Origin of the sequence: Aeromonas sp. s6 (assembly GCF_040907815.1) — a bacterium.
GTDB classification, from domain to species: Bacteria; Pseudomonadota; Gammaproteobacteria; order Enterobacterales; family Aeromonadaceae; genus Aeromonas; species Aeromonas caviae.
On the sequence record NZ_JBFOCN010000095.1, the window covers coordinates 191,458 to 209,014 of the forward strand.

Annotated in this window: 19 protein-coding genes; 14 read left to right on the forward strand and 5 right to left on the reverse strand. The window is 57.7% G+C overall.

The window, feature by feature from the left end; translation table 11 throughout:
* Positions 1 to 5 precede the first annotated feature (5 nt).
* Entirely contained in the window at positions 6 to 1,286 is a 1,281-nt protein-coding gene (locus AB5Y50_RS15405) for an HlyC/CorC family transporter (protein WP_010673081.1), read from the reverse strand.
* A 39-nt stretch (positions 1,287 to 1,325) separates the two neighbouring features.
* Positions 1,326 to 2,117: an inner membrane protein YpjD gene (gene ccsA / locus AB5Y50_RS15410; RefSeq protein ID WP_039040017.1), complete on the reverse strand. Its 792-nt coding sequence runs from the start codon at positions 2,115 to 2,117 to the stop codon at positions 1,326 to 1,328.
* 285 nt (positions 2,118 to 2,402) lie between these two features.
* On the opposite strand from ccsA, the gene ffh reads away from it, so the two are divergent.
* From ffh to rplS, 5 genes are all read left to right on the forward strand, one after another.
* On the forward strand, positions 2,403 to 3,782 hold the full coding sequence (ffh, locus tag AB5Y50_RS15415; protein WP_010673083.1) for a signal recognition particle protein: 1,380 nt from the start codon (positions 2,403 to 2,405) through the stop codon (positions 3,780 to 3,782).
* Positions 3,783 to 3,961: 179 nt separating this feature from the next.
* Positions 3,962 to 4,210 carry a 30S ribosomal protein S16 gene (gene rpsP, locus AB5Y50_RS15420; protein ID WP_010673084.1) on the forward strand — a complete coding sequence of 83 codons (249 nt, stop codon included), beginning with the start codon at positions 3,962 to 3,964 and terminating at the stop codon, positions 4,208 to 4,210.
* Positions 4,211 to 4,234: 24 nt separating this feature from the next.
* Positions 4,235 to 4,756, forward strand: a complete 522-nt coding sequence (gene rimM / locus AB5Y50_RS15425; protein WP_039039979.1) for a ribosome maturation factor RimM — start codon at positions 4,235 to 4,237, stop codon at positions 4,754 to 4,756.
* 34 nt (positions 4,757 to 4,790) lie between these two features.
* Positions 4,791 to 5,540 carry a tRNA (guanosine(37)-N1)-methyltransferase TrmD gene (gene trmD / locus AB5Y50_RS15430; RefSeq protein WP_049636462.1) on the forward strand — a complete coding sequence of 250 codons (750 nt, stop codon included), beginning with the start codon at positions 4,791 to 4,793 and terminating at the stop codon, positions 5,538 to 5,540.
* Positions 5,541 to 5,572: 32 nt separating this feature from the next.
* Positions 5,573 to 5,920, forward strand: coding sequence for a 50S ribosomal protein L19 (rplS, locus tag AB5Y50_RS15435; protein ID WP_005313505.1), 348 nt, complete (start codon positions 5,573 to 5,575; stop codon positions 5,918 to 5,920).
* A 102-nt stretch (positions 5,921 to 6,022) separates the two neighbouring features.
* Here the strand turns inward: rplS and AB5Y50_RS15440 are convergent, their stop codons facing one another.
* A complete protein-coding gene (locus AB5Y50_RS15440; RefSeq protein ID WP_010673087.1) occupies positions 6,023 to 6,352 on the reverse strand; it encodes an isoamylase early set domain-containing protein in 330 nt (109 codons plus the stop codon).
* An 83-nt stretch (positions 6,353 to 6,435) separates the two neighbouring features.
* Positions 6,436 to 7,110, reverse strand: a complete 675-nt coding sequence (gene mutH, locus AB5Y50_RS15445) for a DNA mismatch repair endonuclease MutH (RefSeq protein WP_042014896.1) — start codon at positions 7,108 to 7,110, stop codon at positions 6,436 to 6,438.
* Between the two features lie 731 nt (positions 7,111 to 7,841).
* Here mutH and rppH point away from each other — a divergent pair.
* The 8 genes from rppH (at position 7,842) to AB5Y50_RS15485 (ending at position 15,487) form a co-directional block, all read left to right on the forward strand.
* Positions 7,842 to 8,369: an RNA pyrophosphohydrolase gene (gene rppH, locus AB5Y50_RS15450; protein WP_010673089.1), complete on the forward strand. Its 528-nt coding sequence runs from the start codon at positions 7,842 to 7,844 to the stop codon at positions 8,367 to 8,369.
* A 13-nt stretch (positions 8,370 to 8,382) separates the two neighbouring features.
* Positions 8,383 to 10,662 carry a phosphoenolpyruvate--protein phosphotransferase gene (gene ptsP, locus AB5Y50_RS15455; protein ID WP_041214477.1) on the forward strand — a complete coding sequence of 760 codons (2,280 nt, stop codon included), beginning with the start codon at positions 8,383 to 8,385 and terminating at the stop codon, positions 10,660 to 10,662.
* A gap of 66 nt (positions 10,663 to 10,728) precedes the next feature.
* Positions 10,729 to 11,553 (forward strand): prolipoprotein diacylglyceryl transferase, encoded by an 825-nt coding sequence (lgt, locus tag AB5Y50_RS15460; protein ID WP_043153049.1) that lies wholly within the window; start codon positions 10,729 to 10,731, stop codon positions 11,551 to 11,553.
* Positions 11,553 to 12,347, forward strand: a complete 795-nt coding sequence (gene thyA, locus AB5Y50_RS15465; protein ID WP_039039983.1) for a thymidylate synthase — start codon at positions 11,553 to 11,555, stop codon at positions 12,345 to 12,347. The genes lgt and thyA overlap by 1 nt, the downstream gene beginning before the upstream one ends.
* 278 nt (positions 12,348 to 12,625) lie before the next feature.
* Positions 12,626 to 13,816, forward strand: coding sequence for a Na+/H+ antiporter NhaA (nhaA, locus tag AB5Y50_RS15470; protein WP_049636461.1), 1,191 nt, complete (start codon positions 12,626 to 12,628; stop codon positions 13,814 to 13,816).
* Positions 13,817 to 13,836: 20 nt separating this feature from the next.
* Positions 13,837 to 14,217, forward strand: coding sequence for a hypothetical protein (locus AB5Y50_RS15475; protein ID WP_174219042.1), 381 nt, complete (start codon positions 13,837 to 13,839; stop codon positions 14,215 to 14,217).
* On the forward strand, positions 14,204 to 15,136 hold the full coding sequence (gene nhaR, locus AB5Y50_RS15480) for a transcriptional activator NhaR (RefSeq protein ID WP_010673095.1): 933 nt from the start codon (positions 14,204 to 14,206) through the stop codon (positions 15,134 to 15,136). The genes AB5Y50_RS15475 and nhaR overlap by 14 nt, the downstream gene beginning before the upstream one ends.
* A 48-nt stretch (positions 15,137 to 15,184) precedes the next feature.
* Positions 15,185 to 15,487: a metalloregulator ArsR/SmtB family transcription factor gene (locus tag AB5Y50_RS15485; protein WP_042878863.1), complete on the forward strand. Its 303-nt coding sequence runs from the start codon at positions 15,185 to 15,187 to the stop codon at positions 15,485 to 15,487.
* 48 nt (positions 15,488 to 15,535) lie between these two features.
* Here AB5Y50_RS15485 and rpsT read toward each other — a convergent pair whose 3' ends face one another.
* Positions 15,536 to 15,799 carry a 30S ribosomal protein S20 gene (gene rpsT / locus AB5Y50_RS15490; RefSeq protein ID WP_005308808.1) on the reverse strand — a complete coding sequence of 88 codons (264 nt, stop codon included), beginning with the start codon at positions 15,797 to 15,799 and terminating at the stop codon, positions 15,536 to 15,538.
* 191 nt (positions 15,800 to 15,990) lie between these two features.
* Here rpsT and murJ point away from each other — a divergent pair, with 191 nt between their 5' ends.
* Positions 15,991 to 17,553, forward strand: a complete 1,563-nt coding sequence (gene murJ / locus AB5Y50_RS15495; protein ID WP_049636460.1) for a murein biosynthesis integral membrane protein MurJ — start codon at positions 15,991 to 15,993, stop codon at positions 17,551 to 17,553.
* Positions 17,554 to 17,557 lie beyond the last annotated feature (4 nt).

Consider the following 17,557-nt stretch of genomic DNA (forward strand, 5'->3'; position numbering starts at 1 on the left):
TTTTTTCAATCCTCGTACCCTGAATCGTCCCGGTACAGGTGCGGCATGATCCTCGCCATCTTCACCATGTTGTTCTCCACTTCGAGAATCTCGATAGGGTAGCCCGCCAGCCTGACACTGATGTTGGGTTGGGGGATCTCCTCAAGGTACTCCAGGATTGCGCCATTGAGGGTCCGTGGGCCGTCCATGGGCAGGTGCCAGTCCATCTCCTTGTTCAGCTCGCGGATGCTGGCGGAGCCTTCGACCAGGAAGGAGCCGTCCGGCTGGGGATGGATCTCGTCACTCGGGGTCGGTGTCATGGAGGTGGTGAAGTCACCGACAATCTCTTCCAGGATGTCGTCCAGGGTGATCAGCCCCTGAATATCGCCATATTCGTCGACGATAAGGCCAATTCGCTCCTTGTTGCGCTGGAACTTGGCCAACTGCACGTTGAGGGGGGTCCCCTGGGGGATGAAATAGATGGGGTCGACTTCCCGCAGCAGGCTGGACTTGCTGAACTGATCCCGGGCGACCAGTCTCAGGGCATCCCGTGAGTGCAGGAAGCCGACGACGTCATCGATGTTGTCGCGATAGAGCAGGATCTTGGTGTGGGCGCAGTGGGCCAGCTGGCGCAGTATGATCTTCCAGTCGTCATTGATGTCGATGGCGGAGATCTCGCTGCGCGGGACCATGATGTTCTCCACCGTCATCTTGTCGAGATCCAGGATGCTTATCAGCATCTCCTGGTGGTGCTTGGGAATGAGATTGCCCGCCTCGTTGACGATGGTGCGCAGCTCTTCGGAATTGAGGGAATCATCCTTGTTGTGCTCGAGACGCAAGAGTTTCAGCAGCAGGTTCGTGATGCTGTTGATGAGCCAGACAAGGGGGGCGAACGGCACCATCAGCCCCTTGAGGATCCAAGAGGCAGGGTAGGCTATCCGCTCGGGGAACATGGCCGCCAGTGTCTTGGGGGTGACTTCCCCGAATACCAGCACCACCAGGGTCAGCCCGAAGGTGGCAATGGCGACGCCGAGATCCCCGAACAGCCGGATGCAGACGATGGTCGCGATGGCGGAGGCCAGGATGTTGACCAGATTGTTGCCGATGAGAATGAGGCCAAGCAGGCGGTCCGGCCTGGCCAGCAGCTTCTCGACCCGGCGGGCAGCCTTGTGCTTGGTCTGGGCCAGATGCCGCAGCTTGTAGCGGTTGAGCGACATCAGACCTGTTTCGGAACTGGAGAAGAAGGCTGACAAAAGGATCAAGATAACGAGAACAATCAGCAATGTACTCGTTGAGATACTGTCCAAGAAGGGCTCCTGTAAGGATGGTTGGGGAATGTTCGTGTGTCAGCTAAGCAGCACTTCCTTGACGAAACGGCTGCCAAAATAGGCCAGTGTCAGGATGAAGCTGCCGATGAGGCTCAGCATGATGACCTTGCGGCCGCGCCAGCCACGGGTATGGTGACCCCAGAGCAGCAGAGCGTAGACGCACCAGGCCAGGATAGAGAGGATGGCCTTGTGGGACTTGCCCTGGGCAAACATGTCTTCTAGGAAGAACAGGCCGGATGCGATGGAGAGAGTCAGCAGCAGCAGACCTGCGGAAATGAGCTGAAACAGACGCTTCTCCACCGTCATCAGGGGTGGCATGGCTGGCAGGTGGCTGATCTTTCTGGATTTCAGTTGCCTGTCCAGGCAGGCAAGCTGGAGGGCAAACAAGCAGGCGATCATCAGTACCGAATAGGCCATCAGCGCGAGGCCTATGTGCAGCAGTAACTGGGGGTGCGCTTCCAGATGGGTGATGTAGCGCCCGGGAATGAGCGCGCTGGCTGCCAGCAGCAGGGCTGAAAAACTGTAGACGACGGGCAGCAGGATCCAGCCGTTGAAGCGTCGGGTGACGCAGGTCATGAAGCAACTGATGATAAGGCTGACCAGGGACGCCACGTTCAACATGCTGAGATTCTGGCCGGAATGGGTGGCCAGCACTTCGCTGCCCACCGCCATGCCATGGGCGGTCAGGGCCAGGCCGACACAGGCGAACAGCGATACTTGCCCGACGGGCTTGGCGCTGAGCAGCAGGTGCAGTGAGGCGATGATGGCCAGCAGGTAAAACGCCAGGGCCAGAACAGAGATCACGATCATAACCAGGTCGTTGTCAAACAAGCTTTATGGATAAGAGGGGCAGTATACCTTGCACAAGATATGCTCGCCAGTTGTGCCAGAGGCTAACTGCCCACATATAAGTAGGCGTTGATGGTCACCGTGCGGCGAATAATCGTCCTCCGGCGTTGACTGGGGTATACTGCCCTCCATTTGTTGACCTGCCCGTTCGATGGCAGGCCGCCGCGGCAAGCGGCGAGTAATCGTCCCTAGAGTGCTGACCGGGGTATAATGCCCCCAGTGTCACGCCAAGAACCGGAAAGCGTCATGTTTGAGAATTTGACTGAACGACTCTCGCGCACCCTGCGCAACGTCAGCGGCCGCGGCCGTCTGACCGAAGAGAATATCAAGGATACCCTGCGCGAAGTCCGCATGGCGTTGCTCGAGGCGGACGTCGCCTTGCCGGTGGTGCGCGATTTTGTGGCGCGCGTCAAGGAACGAGCCGTGGGCCAGGAAGTGGCCAAATCCCTGAGCCCGGGCCAGGCCTTCATCAAGATAGTCCATGGCGAACTGGTCACCGTGATGGGGGAGGCCAACGAACAGCTCAACCTGGCTGCCCAGCCGCCGGCCATCATCCTGATGGCAGGTCTTCAGGGGGCCGGTAAGACCACTACGGTCGGCAAACTGGCCAAACTGCTCAAGGAGCGCAGCAAGAAGAAGGTGCTGGTGGTCAGTGCGGACGTCTACCGTCCGGCGGCGATCAAGCAGCTTGAGACCCTTGCGGGCGACATCGGTGTCGACTTCTTCCCGAGTGATGCCAGCCAGAAACCGATCGCCATTGCCACTGCCGCCATCGATCAGGCGCGCAAGAAGTTCTATGACGTGGTGATCGTCGATACAGCCGGTCGTCTGCACGTCGATGGCGAAATGATGGCGGAGATCCAGGATCTGCACGCCACCATCAAGCCGGTCGAAACCCTGTTCGTGGTGGATGCCATGACAGGCCAGGATGCTGCCAATACCGCCAAGGCCTTCAACGAGGCGCTGCCGCTCACCGGTGTGATCCTTACCAAGGCAGACGGTGATGCCCGCGGTGGTGCCGCACTGTCGGTGCGCCACATCACCGGCAAACCGGTCAAGTTCATCGGTATGGGCGAGAAGACCGACGCGCTGGAGCCGTTCCATCCGGATCGTCTCGCCTCCCGCATCCTCGGTATGGGGGATGTGCTCTCTCTCATCGAAGAGGTGGAGCGCAACGTCGATAAAGAGAAGGCGGCCAAGCTGGCCAGCAAGGTCAAGAGTGGCAAGGGCTTCGATCTGGAAGACTTCCGTGAGCAGCTGGCCCAGATGCGCAACATGGGTGGCATGATGGGGATGCTCGACAAGCTGCCTGGCATGTCCGGCCTGCCGGACAACATCAAGGATCAGATGGATGACAAGCTCACCGTGCGGATGGAGGCCATCATCAGCTCCATGACGCCGAAAGAGCGTGCCCATCCCGATCTCATCAAGGGCTCCCGCAAGCGCCGCATCGCTGCGGGCTCCGGCATGCAGGTCCAGGATGTGAACAAGCTGCTCAAGCAGTTCACCGAGATGCAGCGCATGATGAAGAAAATGTCCGGCAAGGGCGGCATGCGCAAGATGATGGGCCAGATGAAGAACATGCTGCCCCCCGGATTCGGTGGTGGCGGTCGCGGTCCGTTCTGATTTTCCTGCTGGTCAGGTAGAAAGGCTCACCCTGGTGAGCCTTTTTCATGCCAATTCCTGCGCAAAAAATAGCTGGCTTGGTTGCAATTATTACGAATCCAAGTAGAATTACGCGGCTTATTTTAAGCTAGGGTCTGCGTATTTGCAGGCCTTGTTCATTAGATGTTTATGAGGACGATATGGTAACCATTCGTTTACAACGTGGTGGCGCGAAAAAGCGTCCGTTCTACCAGGTAGTAGTTGCTGACAGCCGTAACGCCCGTGACGGTCGTTTCATCGAGCGCGTCGGTTTCTTCAACCCGGTTGCTGCTGGTAACGCTGAAAAGCTGAACCTGGACCTGGCTCGTATCGAGCATTGGGTTGCTACTGGTGCCGCTGTTTCTGACCGCGTTGCCAAGCTGATCAAAGACGCTGCCAAAGCTGCTTAATCAGCCAAACGGTAGGGAGTTAAGGTGGAAAAACCTGTAGTTCTGGGCACCCTGGGAACCGTTTACGGGATCAAGGGCTGGCTTAAAGTGAACTCCTTCACCGATGTTGCCGAAGCGATTTTCGATTACAACCCCTGGCTGATCAATCAGAACGGGGCGTGGCGTGAAATCCGGGTGTCATCCTGGAAGCGTCACAACAAGGGTCTGATCTGCAAACTCGATGGTATCGATGTGCGTGAGGATGCCCTGGCATTGACCAACGTCGAGATTGGCGTCCCCGCCGATCTGTTGCCTGCGTTGCCCGAAGGGGAGTTCTACTGGCGTGACCTCATTGGTTGCACCGTGGTAACCACCAAGGGATACGACCTGGGCAAGGTGACCGAATTGATGGAAACCGGCTCCAACGATGTGTTGGTGGTTGAGGCCAATGTAAAAGATGCCTTTGGTGCAAAGGAGCGGTTGATACCGTTCCTGGAAGAGCAGGTGATCAAGAATATTGATCTGACTGCTCGAACAATCGAAGTTGATTGGGATCCTGGTTTCTAGTTTCCCGCGCTAACACGGGTGCCGGAGGTTTCTTATGTGGATTGGGGTCATTAGCCTCTTCCCGGAAATGTTCCGAGCCATTACCGAGCACGGGGTAACGGGTCGGGCCGTCAAGAGTGGCCTGCTGCAGATTGAGTGCTGGAACCCTCGGGACTTCACCCACGACAAACACCGTACGGTCGATGATCGTCCTTATGGTGGTGGGCCCGGCATGTTGATGATGGTTCAGCCGCTGCGTGATGCCATTCATGCAGCCAAGCAAGCGGCGGGAGACGGGGCGAAAGTCATCTATCTCTCTCCTCAGGGACGCAAGCTGACTCAAGCGGGCGTGACCGAGTTGGCGATGAATCAGAAACTGATTCTGGTCGCCGGTCGATACGAAGGTATCGATGAGCGCGTGATACAAACCGAAGTCGACGAAGAGTGGTCTATCGGGGATTACGTGTTAAGTGGTGGCGAGTTGCCTGCCATGACCCTGATCGATGCGGTTTCGCGTCTGGTCCCGGGGGTCTTGGGTGATCAGGCCAGTGCCGAGCAGGACTCCTTCACGGATGGGCTGCTGGATCATCCCCACTATACTCGGCCGGAGGTGTTGGATGGGCTGACGGTGCCCGAGGCGCTGACAAGCGGCAATCACGAAGTGATTCGGCGCTGGCGACTCAAGCAATCGCTCGGACGAACCTGGCAGAGAAGGCCGGAACTTATTAACAACCTAGCTCTGACTGACGAGCAAGAATCACTTCTTGCCGAGTATGTCCGCGAAGTGCGTGACAGCGTTAAGTAGAGTTTTCAGTTTATCCTAGGTAAGGAAAGACAATGAGCAAGATTATTCAGCAGCTTGAACAAGAGCAACTGCGTACCGACATCCCGGCTTTTGCCCAGGGCGACACCGTACGTGTTCAAGTTCGTGTTAAAGAAGGTGGTAAAGAGCGTCTGCAGGCTTTCGAAGGCATCGTGATTGCCAAGCGTAACCGCGGTCTGCACTCTGCTTTCACCGTTCGCAAGATCTCCAACGGCGAAGGTGTTGAGCGTGTATTCCAGACTCACTCTCCGCTGATCCACAGTGTAGAACTGAAGCGTCGTGGTGATGTTCGCCGCGCCAAACTGTACTACCTGCGCAACCTGTCCGGCAAAGCTGCTCGTATCAAAGAGAAGCTCAACTAATTCGATTCGAATTGGTGTCGGTATGTCGGCGAAAAGCTCGACAGGTAGTGAAAAGGCTCGCCAATGGCGAGCCTTTTTTGTATCCGTGTGCGGGGTATTGGCTCAACCGGGCTGGCTGACCCGCACCACCGAGTTGTCACGCCCGAAGGGGCCAGGCACATAGTCGTCCGCCTCCCAGTCGTTGTCATAAAGGGTTTCACCATCGGGTTGCACTAGCTGATAGCAATACTCGAAATGGCTGGGGCCATCGGTCGGCAGGTTGAGTGTCGCCTTGAACTCCCCGTTTTTCATCCTCTTCAGTTCAATGGGCTGCCACTGGCTGAATTCACCCAGCAGCAAGACCTGCTCGGCATCACCGGCGGCCTCCTTTTCGACGGCAAAGGTCACCTTGACCTCGGGACGGGATTTGAGGAATTGCTTGTTGATCGGCATATGGACTCCTTGTCACTGGCTGCGAAGAAAGTAGCGCTGGTTATTTTTATATCACTTTATGACAAGGATGTTGATAAGCAGGATCAAAGGGGGAGGGCAAAATGGCGCTGCAGGAGTTGATGGGTGAACTCGATCTTGAGGTAGAAGCCCCGTGGTAGCGTCATGATGGGTTGGCCATTGCGGCCGATGGCGCGGGTCAGCGCCTTGCTGTTGGCCGCCTTGGGGCGCAGCTGCAATACTTGGCCGTGGCGGGCGCTGATCTGCTCCACTTCCCCCAGCACTATCATGTCCATCAGCTCTTCCCAGTCCTGGCGCAGCAGTCCTTCTTCCTCTTCATTCGGGCTCCATAGCAGCGGCATGCCGACGCGACGGTCGCCGACAGGGATGTCGCGGCTGCCTTCCACCGGGATCCAGAGCACCCGCGACAGCTTGTTGCGCACGTTCGACTCCTCCCAGCGCTGGCCGCTGACCCCGATGAGGGGGGCCACGCAGACAAAGGTGGTTTCCAGCGGGCGCCCTTGAGGATCGACGGGGATCGTCTTGAGCTCGATACCGAGATCCGGAAAATCCTGCTCGGGACGGCTACCTGCACTGGCCCCCAGCTGCCACTCGATCAACTGCCCTGTCCAGCCCTTGTCACGTCTGAGATCCCGCGGTACGGGGATGCCCGCCGTTGCGGCAAGCTGGGCCAGAGTGAAGCCAGCCATGGCGTAGGCTCGACTGAGCAGCTCTTGTTCTGACTGGGGATTGGCAGGCATGAGGGCTCCTCTGGAGATAATAGACATCGCAATACGGATCCTTGCATGGTATCGCTGATTTTATAACCGATCCTCGCCCGACTATACACAGGGAGACATGGATGGCCAAATTCAACATATCCAAATGATTTTAAAGGGATTTACTTTCTTTATCCAGTATATCGACACGCCGGATCCCCGCATTAACGAGTTGTCCAAGGGTTTGTGCGAGCTGTTGCACACAGTTATCCACAGAAATCTTGGATAACTGGCGTAAAGTGGTGAAAGGAAGCGTGGCACCAGAAATAAATGTGAGAGTACGCCGATTTTCAGCGCCATTTCGGTGCAGATAATGCGCCATATCTGTGGATAAATCCGTCTTGGTGGATCTTTGAGCAGTCGAACTTGTTCACAATTGACAGGCTGGATCCTCTTAGGCAAAAGACATGGATCTTGATCCAGCAATCAAACTATAACCTTATGTATTTAAATGTATATTTTGTTTTTAAGTGAATCGGGTATGATATGCTTCCGTGCAATGCCACAGTATAAAACTACTGTATATACCTGCTTGATCACAGGTTTATGCACAGTCTGGGTGGGCAACTTGCCTAGCATGAACCTTCAATTTGTTTATAACTTTGCTTGAAATGCCAAGTTATTCATGAATGGAAGATGACAGTCCCTGTTTGCCGCCACGGGGTGAATGTGGAACAATCTCGTTATAGATTCAGCCTTTATAAGGTGATCACGTGATAGATGGTGACGGATTTCGTCCCAATGTCGGCATCGTGATCTGTAACCGTGACGGACAAGTATTGTGGGCTAAGCGCTATGGGCAGCACTCCTGGCAGTTTCCGCAGGGGGGGGTTGATGATGGTGAATCGCCGGAACAGGCCATGTATCGTGAGCTGTATGAGGAGATAGGCCTCAAGCAGGACGATGTGACCATACTGGCGACCAGTCGCAACTGGCTGAAGTATCGCTTACCCAAACGACTCGTCCGCTGGGACAGTTCACCGGTCTGTATTGGCCAGAAGCAGAAATGGTTTTTGTTGCAGCTCGATCCTGGCAAAGAGTCCAGGATCCAGTTTGGCTGTCATGGTCACCCGGAATTTGATGATTGGCGTTGGGTCAGCTTCTGGTACCCGGTTCGTCAGGTCGTCTCCTTCAAGCGGGAGGTTTACCGCCGGGTGATGAAAGAGTTTGCCCCGCTGGCCATGCCAGTCCCCGTGGTGCAGGCTAACCGAAAAGATGGGCGGCGCAACCGCTCGCGTTAAGGAGCATAACTAGTTGCTGACGGAACTCAGACGCATCGTGGAAAGCATGGCCGAGGCCAACACCCTCGAACAGGCCTTGCAAGCATTGGTGAGCCAGACCCGGCTCGCCATGACGGTGGACTGCTGCTCCGTCTATGTGGCCGAGCCGGACATGCGCCGCTATCGACTGGCTGCGACCGATGGTCTGGCCGAATCGGCCGTGGGCAAGGCCACCCTGCCGTTCGAGCAGGGTATCGTCGGCCTGGTGGGTCAGCGTGAAGAGCTGATCAACCTGGCCGATGCCCCCTCTCACCCCAGTTTTAAGTTCCTGCCCGATGTGGCGGAAGAGGCGTTTCGCTCCTTCCTCGGCGCTCCCATCATGCATCAGCGTCAGGTGGTGGGGATTCTGGTCGTGCAGCAGAAGGAGAGCCGCCTCTTCGATGAGGGGGAGGAGTCCTTCATGGTCACCCTGGCGGCTCAGCTGGCTGCCCGCATCGCCCAGGCCCAGGCCAAGGGGTGGCTGCAGAAGACCGACTGGAGCAAGCCGCTGCGCGGTATTGCCGGGGCGAGTGGCATCGCCATCGCCAAGGCCTGGGTGTGGCGTCCGCGCAAGGCGCTCAATACCATCACGCCGCGCAAGGACGAGGATCATGCCAAGCAGCTTGCCCGTCTCGAGCTGGCGGTGGAGGAAGTGCGCCACGATCTGGAGAGCTTGGCACTGCGCTTTCGCGAGAGCTACAGCCAGGACTCGGTCGCCATCTTCGACATCTATCTGCACCTGTTGAACGATCCCGGCTACATCAAGCCCATCCGCAACAAGGTCAGCAAGGAACACTGGACCGCCATCTCCGCGGTCAAACTCATCAGCGATCGGCTGATAGAGCAGTTCAAGGGGATGAAGGATCCCTATCTGCGGGAGCGTTCCACCGATGTGAAAGACATCGCCCAGCGGCTCATCAGCCGGCTGGTGCAGGACGAACCCGAGCAGCTCACCATCGGCGAACCCGTGGTGCTGGTCGCCGATGAAGTGACGGCCACCATCCTTGCGGAGATCCCGAGGGAATTTCTGAGCGGTGTGGTGTCGCTCAAGGGCGGGACCAACTCCCATGCCGCCATCCTGGCCCGTGCCATGGGGGTGGCGGCCATCATGGGGGTGGATCTGCCTCTCGGTGACATCGGCGGTCGCACTCTGGTCATCGATGGCTACAGCGGCGATCTCTTCATCGAACCCAACCAAGTGATCCTGACCGAGTACCGGCAACTGCTGAGTGAGGAGCGGGCACTCGACACCCTGGTGCGCAGCGTCGACAACCAGCCCTCCGAGACTGCCGACGGCACCAAGGTCTCTCTGCTGCTCAACGCAGGGCTGAGTGCGGATACCGAGATCTCCCTCAATCATCTGGCGGACGGGGTCGGGCTCTATCGCACCGAGATCCCCTTCATGCTGCAGGACAGCTTCCCTTCGGAGTGGGAGCAGACTGCCCGCTATCGCGGGATCCTGGAAACCTATCGGGATCGCCCGGTTTGCATGCGGACTCTGGACGTGGGGGGGGACAAGCAACTGCCCTATTTCCCCATCGTGGAGGAAAATCCCTTCCTTGGTTGGCGGGGGATCCGGCTCACCCTGGATCACCCCGAGCTCTTCCTGGTTCAGCTCAAGGCCATGTTGCGGGCCAGCGAAGGGCTGGACAATCTGGCCATCATGCTGCCGATGATCAGCAGCGTCAGTGAAATCAAGGCCTCCCGTCGTCTGCTGGATCAGGCGTGGCGCGAGGTGTCGGAAGAAGCGGCCAGCCGCGATGCGGTGATCCGCTACCCCAGTCTCGGGGTGATGATCGAAGTCCCCTCCGCGCTGTACATCCTGCCGGAGATGGCGCCGCTCATCGACTTCTGGTCGGTGGGCAGCAACGACCTGACCCAGTACCTGCTGGCGGTGGATCGCAACAATGCCCGTGTCGCCAGCATCTACGATGCCTTCCATCCCGCTGTGATCCGCGCTTTGCAACTGCTGGTCGATGCCTCCCGGCGCTATCACAAGCCGGTCTCTGTTTGTGGCGAGCTGGCTGGCGATCCGGTCGGTGTGCTACTGCTGCTGGCCATGGGCTATCGCCGTTTCAGCATGAATACCCACAACATCTCCCGTATCAAATACGTGCTGCGGCAATCCGACCTTGGTGAGTTGAAGGCGCTGATGGCGGATGGTCTCAAGCATGACAATCCTCACGTGCTGCGCGGCCTGTTTGCCCGCTATCTGGAAGAACACGGTCTGGGCGGATTGCTGCGGGCTGGGCACAAGGTCAGGCTGCCCGATTGATATTCCACCTTGTTACTGCGTAAGAATGATCGGAGAATGCGGCTTTTCTTATGATTGGGGCCGCCTATGCAGCACGACGGATATTGGGTTTTCTCGCAGATTGATCCCGTAGCATTCAGTTTGGGACCATTATCGGTACGCTGGTATGGTCTCATGTACCTGTTCGGTTTTGCCTTCGCCATGTGGCTGGCTGGTCGCCGTGCCGATGCACCCAATAGCGGCTGGACCCGCAACGAGGTATCCGACCTGCTGTTTTATGGCTTCCTCGGGGTGATCCTGGGCGGGCGCATCGGTTACGTGCTGTTCTACAACTTCGATCTCTTCCTCGCCGACCCGACCTATCTGTTCAAGATATGGACCGGTGGCATGTCGTTCCACGGCGGTCTCATCGGGGTGATCACCGCCATGATCTGGTTTGCCCACAAAACCCAGCGCCACTTCTTCACCGTGGCGGATTTCGTGGCGCCGCTGATTCCGTTCGGCCTCGGTGTTGGCCGCATCGGCAACTTCATGAACGGCGAGTTGTGGGGGCGGGTCACCGATGTCCCCTGGGCCATCATCTTCCCCGAGGCGGGTCCCGAGCCGCGTCACCCGTCCCAGCTCTATCAGTTCGCGCTGGAAGGGGTGGTGCTCTTCATCATCCTGAACCTGTTCTGGCGCAAGCACCCACCCCGTGGCGCCATTTCCGGGATGTTCCTGCTGTTCTACGGTCTGTTCCGCTTCCTGGTGGAGTTTGTTCGTCAACCAGACAGCCAGCTGGGTCTCTACTTCAATGAGATCAGCATGGGTCAGATCCTTTCTACCCCGATGATAGTGGCGGGGGGGCTCATGGTCTGGGCCGCCTACAAGCAGCCCCGTCTGTTCGGCAATGCACCGAAGGAGGCGAAGTAATGCGTGCCTATCTCGACCTGATGCAGAAAATTCTGGATGAAGGGACCGTCAAATCCGATCGCACCGGCACCGGGACAGTCTCCTTGTTCGGTCATCAGATGCGCTTCAATCTGGCGGAAGGATTCCCGCTGGTGACCACCAAGAAGTGCCACCTGCGCTCCATCATTCATGAGCTGCTCTGGTTCCTCAATGGCGATACCAACACCGCCTATCTGAAAGAGCACGGTGTCAGCATCTGGGATGAGTGGGCCGACGAGCACGGTGATCTGGGGCCTGTCTATGGTGCCCAGTGGCGCTCCTGGCCAGCGGCCGATGGATCTGTCATCGACCAGATCCAGAAAGCGGTGGATGACATCAAGCACAACCCGGATTCCCGCCGCATCATCGTCTCCGCCTGGAACGTGGGCGAGCTGGACAAGATGGCGTTGGCACCCTGTCACGCCTTCTTCCAGTTCTATGTGGCGGATGGCAAGCTCTCCTGCCAGCTCTACCAGCGCAGTTGTGATGTCTTCCTTGGCCTGCCGTTCAACATTGCCAGCTATGCGCTGCTGACCCACATGATGGCGCAGCAGTGCGATCTGGAAGTGGGGGACTTTGTCTGGACCGGTGGTGATGTGCACCTCTATTCCAACCACATGGAGCAGACCGCACTGCAACTCACCCGTGAACCGCGCCCTTTGCCGCAACTGGTGATCAAGCGCAAACCTGACTCCATCTTCGATTACAGATTCGAGGATTTCGAGATCCAGGGCTATGATCCCCATCCTGGGATCAAGGCGCCTGTCGCTATTTGAGTAAGTAATGAGCCTGGGGCGAGTCCCGCCTCTCAGGTGACGATGAATTGACACTCAGCTGTTAGAGGCGCCTGCGGGCGCCTTTTGCATTTTATGTGAATTTATATGCGATGTTCCGGGTGGAGAGAAGGCTCTTGAAAGAGGGTAGTAACCGGCTTATAGCAGGCATGATATGTTTTGCTTTCGGTTTTTCCGTTGTTATCGGCCGTTAGAAACGATTTTTCATTGAGCTACTCGGGCCCTAGACTGAAAAAATGGAATCTTATGGGTAGTTAGATATGAGCGATGTATTCAAGCGTTTTCTCAAACTGGAGTCTGCTTCCGGGATCATTCTGATCCTGGCCGCCCTGCTTGCCATCGGCCTGGCCAATTCGGCACTGGCGCAACACTATCAGAGCTTCCTCAATACCGAGGTGCAGGTTCGCATCGCGGCGCTCGACATCAACAAGCCGCTGCTGCTCTGGATCAACGATGGCTTCATGGCGATCTTCTTCCTTCTGGTGGGTCTCGAGGTGAAGCGAGAGATGCTGGAGGGGGCGCTTTCCTCCCGGGTGCAGGCAACCTTCCCGGCCATTGCCGCCGTGGGTGGGATGTTGGCACCGGCCCTCATCTATAGCTTCTTCAACTACGGAGACGAGGCTACCCGTGCTGGCTGGGCGATTCCGGCCGCAACCGACATCGCCTTCGCTCTCGGGGTCATGGCGCTGCTGGGCAAGCGGGTACCGACCAGCCTCAAGGTCTTCTTGCTGGCGCTGGCCATCATGGACGATCTGGGGGTCATCATCATCATTGCCCTCTTCTACACCCAGCAACTGTCGCTGACTGCGCTGGCGATAGGTGTGGTGGCCACCCTGACCTTGCTCTGGATGAATCGCCGTGGTGAGGACAGGATTGGACTCTATATGCTAGTCGGCCTGGTGCTCTGGGTTGCCGTGCTCAAGTCCGGTGTCCATGCGACCCTGGCGGGGGTCATCGTGGGCTTCATGATCCCCCTCAACGGCAAGCGTTACGCATCGCCACTCAAGCATCTGGAGCATGTGCTGCACCCCTGGAGCGCCTTCCTGATCCTGCCGCTGTTCGCTTTCGCCAACGCCGGGGTATCGCTGGAGGGGGTCTACTTCTCGGCTCTGCTCAATCCGCTCCCCATGGGGATCATCCTGGGGCTCTTCGTCGGCAAGCCGCTCGGGATTTTCACCATCAGCTGGCTGGCAGTGAAATCAGGCATTGCCCAATTGCCGCAAGGAGTGAACTTCAGACAGATCTTTGCCGTCAGCATCCTGTGTGGCATCGGCTTCACCATGTCGATGTTTATCGCATCGCTGGCATTCGAGCATGGCGGACTGGACTACGGCAGCTACTCGCGCCTCGGGATCCTGGCAGGTTCCACACTCGCGGCCGTGATCGGTTACATCGCTCTGCGGATATCGCTGCCCAATCGGGAGGCGAATCAAAGTACGGAGGGGTTATGAGAAAACTAGGATGGTTAGTCATGCTGGCAAGCCCTGCACTCTGGGCAGATAGTCTGGCCGATTGTCAGCAGGATGCCACCTCGGCAAGTTGTTCTGCCTATCTCAACGGGGTGGTCGACAGCGCACTCATGCTGGGGGACTCACAGGTAAAAGCCCGGTTCGGAGAGACCTTCGCCGAACGGGCACTGAGCAGTCGTGCCGGCGAGCGAGTCAAGCTGTCCAACAAGCGCTACTGCACCGAGCGAATGCCGGATGCCGGTCGTCTCAAGGCCCATCTGCAGGCACAGTTCGACGCGAACAAGGTTGACTCGATCAGCGACATGTATGACATTCTGGCGGTTGAACTCAGCTGCTACCGGAGCCCGCCTGGCGCGGGAACCCCATCGGATGTCACACCTTAACTACAACCATCTCTACTATTTTTGGATGACTCAGAAGAAGGGCTCCGTCACGCAGGCGGCGGAAGCCCTCTTTTTGACCCCACAGACCGTGACCGGTCAGATCAAGCTGCTTGAGCAGCGTCTTGGCGGCAAGTTGCTGATCAGAAAGGGGCGCTCCCTTGAGGCCACCGAGCTTGGCCAACTGGTATTTCGCTATGCAGACAAGATGTTCAGCCTCTCCTACGAGATGCTGGATATCGTCAACTACCGCAAGGAGAGCCAGATCCTGTTCGACGTCGGCATCGCCGATGCACTCTCCAAGCGTCTTGCCAGCCGGGTGCTGCTCTCCGTGATCCCCAATGATGGTTCCATTCACCTGCGCTGCTTCGAGTCGACCCATGAACTGCTCCTGGAGCAGTTGAGCGAGCACAAGCTCGACATGATCCTCTCTGATTGCCCGGTGGACTCCAGCCAGCATGCCGGGTTGCTGTCCAAGCGTCTGGGGGGATGCGGCGTCAGTTTCTTCTGCAAGGCGCCTCTGCCCTCCCAGCCTTTCCCTGCCTGCCTGGAAGAGCGCAAGCTGCTCATCCCGGGCCGTCGCACCGCCATGGGTCGTCAACTGACCCAGTGGTTCGAGCAGCAGGGAATTTCCCCCAGCATTCTGGGAGAATTCGACGATGCGGCGCTGATGAAGGCGTTCGGCTTCTTTAACCAGGGCATCTTCATGGCACCGACCATTTATCGGGAGGAGATCCTGGAGGGGGAGGAGGTGATGCTGCTGGGTGAAACCCAGGATCTGATGGAGGAGTATTACGTCATCTTTGCCGAGCGGATGATCCAGCATCCTGCGGTCAAGCGGGTATGCGAGAGTGATTTCTCCTTCCTTTTTGCGGGGCAGGAGGATTTCACGGCCATTCAGCCGGCAAGCCTCTCGTTTTAAATCGAGGGTGACGGCGCTATGATGCCAGTCTTGGAAGAGGAGGGTGAGATGCGATTGGAAGAGATGGAAGCGAATGCCGGGCGTGCCGTCACCCTGCTCAAGGCATTGGCCAATGAGCGACGGCTGTTTATCTTGTGCCAGTTACTGGATAGGGAGCTGTCGGTCGGCGAGCTGAACGAGGTCTTGGGATTGAGCCAGTCAGCCATGTCGCAGCATCTGGCGGTGTTGCGCCGGGATGAGCTGGTGGCGACGAGGAAGGAAGCCCAGACGGTCTATTACTCCCTGCGCAGCCATGAGGTGCGCGAGATGATCGGATTGTTGCACAGACTGTACTGTAGCGACCCCAAATAAAAAACCGGCACTAGGCCGGTTTTTTCAGCTTTCATCAGCGGATGCTGATTAAGCCATGGCTTTGATCTGGGCAGACAGGCGGCTCTTGTGACGAGCAGCTTTGTTCTTGTGGATCAGGCCTTTGGTCGCCATACGATCCATGATCGGCTGAGCAACAGCGAAAGCGGCAGTGGCAGCAGCCTTGTCACCAGAGGCGATGGCAGCGATCACTTTCTTCAGGTAGGTACGGGTCATGGAACGACGGCTGGCGTTGTGCTGACGACGTTTCTCTGACTGAAGAGCACGCTTCTTAGCAGATTTGATGTTAGCCAAGGTAAAACTCCTAAAACTGTCTTAGCGAGTGTATTGAAAAGGCCCGGAAATATGCCTTCCCAACCACATATTGTCAAATGATTTGTGCAAATAAACACCGCCCCCCGGTGGTGTGTCAGATGGGAGACGGTTAAACTGTCGGCCGATTCTAACAGCATTCTTTTCTTTCCGACAGTTCCAGAGGCCTCGTCTTGAGTAAGAAATTGATCAAATCCGGCATGATAGTGTCCGGAATGACGCTGGCATCCCGTGTGATGGGCTTGGTGCGCGATGTGGTCATCGCCAATTTGCTCGGTGCCGGGGTGGCCGCAGACGTCTTCTTCTTCGCCAATCGCATTCCCAACTTCTTGCGCCGGCTCTTTGCCGAAGGGGCATTCAACCAGGCCTTCGTGCCCGTGATGACGGAGTACAAGAAAAACGGTGACGAGCAGGCGGTTCGCGAGTTGCTGGCGGCGGTGGCGGGCACCCTGGGTGGTATCGTCACCGTGGTCACCTTGCTCGGGGTGCTGGGTTCCGGTGTCCTGACGGCCCTCTTTGGCTGGGGCTGGTTCTGGGACTGGCTGCACGGCGGACCGGCGGCGGAGAAGTTCGAGCTGGCCAGTCTGATGCTCAAGATCACCTTCCCCTATCTCTGGTTCATTACCTTTACCGCCATGGCGGGGGCCATTCTCAATACCTTTGGCCGTTTTGCCGTGTCCTCCTTCACGCCGGTGTTCCTCAACATCACCATGATTGCAGCGGCCTGGTGGATCGCGCCCTTGATGGAGCGCCCCGAGATCTCCCTGGCGATCGGTGTCTTCCTCGGCGGTCTGGTCCAGTTTTTGTTCCAGTATCCTTTTCTGCGCCAGCTCAACATGCTGGTCTGGCCCAAGTGGGGTTGGCACCATCCCGGGGTGGTGAAGATCCGTACCCTGATGATCCCGGCCCTGTTCGGTGTGTCGGTCAGCCAGATCAACCTGCTGATCAACACCATGCTGGCCTCGTTTCTGGCCACCGGTGCCATCAGCTATCTCTATTACTCGGACAGGTTGCTGGAGTTTCCCCTCGGTCTCTTTGCGGTGGCCATCAGCACGGTGATACTGCCTGCCCTGGCCAGGAAACACGTGGATGCGGATCCGGCGGATTTCTCTCGCACCATGGATTGGGGAGTACGCATGGTGATGCTGCTCGGCTTGCCAGCCATGGTCGGTATCGCCGTGCTGCGCGAGCCCATACTGCGGGTGCTTTTCATGCGCGGTGAGTTTGGTCTGCACGAGGTGAGCATGTCGAGTGCCAGCCTGCTGGCCTCCACCACGGGGCTGCTCTCCTTGATGCTCATCAAGGTGCTGGCCCCCGGTTATTACGCCCGCCAGGACACCAGGACGCCGGTGCGTATCGGCATCATGGCCATGGTAGCCAACATGGTGTGCAACCTTATTTTCATCTATCCGCTCGGCTACGTCGGGCTGGCGCTGGCGACCGCCTGCTCCGGCACGCTGAACGCCGTACTGCTGTTCAAGGGGCTCTATCAGCAGGATGTCTATCGCCCTTCCCGCAACACCGGGCTGTTCTGCCTCAAGCTCTTGGCGGCAACGGTCTTGATGGGGGGGCTTCTGGCCTATCTGTCACCGGAGCTCGCCCAATGGGGTGCCTGGAGCATGGGCAAGGCCAGCCTGGAGTTGACCCTGCTGCTCTGCCTGGGCGGAGCGTTGTATGGCATTGTCCTCTTGGCATTGGGGATCCGGCCACGGCACCTGAGAGCCGGTCAGCAATAAGGAG